This window comes from Mycobacterium sp. (assembly GCF_049673265.1).
Classification (GTDB): domain Bacteria; phylum Actinomycetota; class Actinomycetes; order Mycobacteriales; family Mycobacteriaceae; genus Mycobacterium.
This window is the reverse complement of record NZ_JBATXN010000331.1, coordinates 1-1,921: the sequence shown is the minus strand read 5'-3', so window position 1 is coordinate 1,921 and position 1,921 is coordinate 1. Positions and strand designations below refer to the sequence as shown.

The following is a 1,921-nucleotide window of genomic DNA, read 5'->3' as shown; positions in this document are numbered from 1 at the left end:
CCGGATCGGCACCGATGGTGCCGCAAATCTCGCCCGGGATATACAGCGGCGCGTGCAGGGTGGTCACGGTCCAAGACGGTACCGTCCGCCGACGATCCGGGCCGTGCCCGGCCCGCATCACCACGACACTGCAACGGCCGCGGCAACACGCCCCGACACCCGTCGCAATGGCTGCAGTCTCGCGAGGCATAGGGTGGGCTGGCTGAAATACAGGACAAGCGTACTGTTAGACTGGCTTCGTCGACACGGCCCGTCGGCGAGCGCAACTACATCTCGGGAGTTGATGTGACCAACAAAGATTCGGTGAATTCATTCGGAGCGCGCAACACCCTGAAGGTCGGCGACAACAGTTACCAGATCTATCGCCTTGACGCCGTGCCCGGCACGGAGAAACTCCCCTACAGCCTCAAAGTGCTCGCCGAAAACCTGCTGCGCAACGAGGACGGCAGCAACATCACCAAGGACCACATCCAGGCGATCGCGAACTGGGACTCGTCGGCCGAACCCAGCATCGAAATCCAGTACACGCCTGCCCGTGTCGTCATGCAGGACTTCACCGGTGTGCCATGCATCGTCGACTTGGCCACGATGCGGGAGGCCATCGGGGATCTGGGCGGCGACGCCGAGAAGGTGAACCCATTGGCGCCGGCCGACCTGGTGATCGATCACTCGGTGATCGCGGATCTCTTCGGCCGCGCCGACGCATTCGAGCGCAATGTCGAGATCGAATACCAGCGCAACGGCGAGCGCTACCAATTCCTCCGGTGGGGGCAGGGGGCCTTCGCCAACTTCAAAGTGGTGCCTCCGGGCACCGGCATCGTGCACCAGGTCAACATCGAGTACCTGGCACATGTGGTGATGGAACGCGACGGGGTGGCATACCCCGACACCTGTGTCGGTACCGACTCGCACACCACGATGGTCAACGGTCTCGGCGTATTGGGTTGGGGCGTCGGCGGAATCGAAGCCGAAGCCGCGATGCTCGGTCAGCCGGTCTCGATGCTCATCCCGCGTGTGGTCGGCTTCAGGCTCACCGGTGAGATCCAGCCCGGTGTGACGGCCACCGACGTGGTGCTCACCGTCACCGAGATGCTGCGTAAGCACGGTGTGGTCGGCAAGTTCGTTGAGTTCTACGGCGAGGGTGTCGCCGAAGTACCGCTGGCGAATCGCGCGACGCTGGGGAACATGAGCCCCGAATTCGGTTCCACTGCAGCGATTTTCCCGATCGATCAGGAGACGATCGACTATCTGCGGTTCACCGGCCGCAAAGAGGAGCAACTCGCTTTGGTGGAGGCCTACGCCAAAGAACAGGGCTTGTGGCACGACGCCAAGCACGAGCCGGAGTTCTCTGAGTATCTGGAGCTCGACCTATCCGAGGTGGTCCCCTCGATCGCGGGACCGAAGCGGCCGCAGGACCGGATCCCGTTGGCAGAAGCCAAGTCCACGTTCCGCGAGCAGATCCCTACTTACGTCGGCGACGACCCGGACAAGAAGGACTACTCCAAGCTCGACGAGGCGGTCGACGAGACGTTCCCGGCCAGCGACCCGGGTGCACTGAGCAACGGCCACGCCGACGACCACAAACCGGTCGAGTCGGCCGCAAAGCACGCCAAGGGCCGGGTGAGCAGCCCCGTGACTGTGAAGTCTGATGAACTCGGCGAATTCGTGCTCGACCACGGCGCGGTGGTGATCGCCGCGGTCACCTCATGCACCAACACCTCCAACCCCGAAGTGATGCTCGGCGCGGCGCTGCTGGCACGCAATGCCGTCGAGAAGGGGCTGACCTCCAAGCCCTGGGTGAAGACCACGATGGCGCCGGGCTCACAAGTCGTCAGCGACTACTACGAAAAGGCCGGGGTGTGGCCGTATTTGGAGAAGCTCGGTTTCTACCTTGTCGGCTACGGATGCACCACCTGCATCG

At 63.2% G+C, this 1,921-nt stretch carries 1 protein-coding gene; it reads left to right on the top strand.

The features are described 5' to 3' along the window. Window positions 1-285: 285 nt before the first annotated feature. The coding region (gene acnA / locus WBF82_RS11625; RefSeq protein WP_424383182.1) for an aconitate hydratase AcnA at window positions 286-1,921 on the top strand (1,636 nt) is incomplete at its 3' end.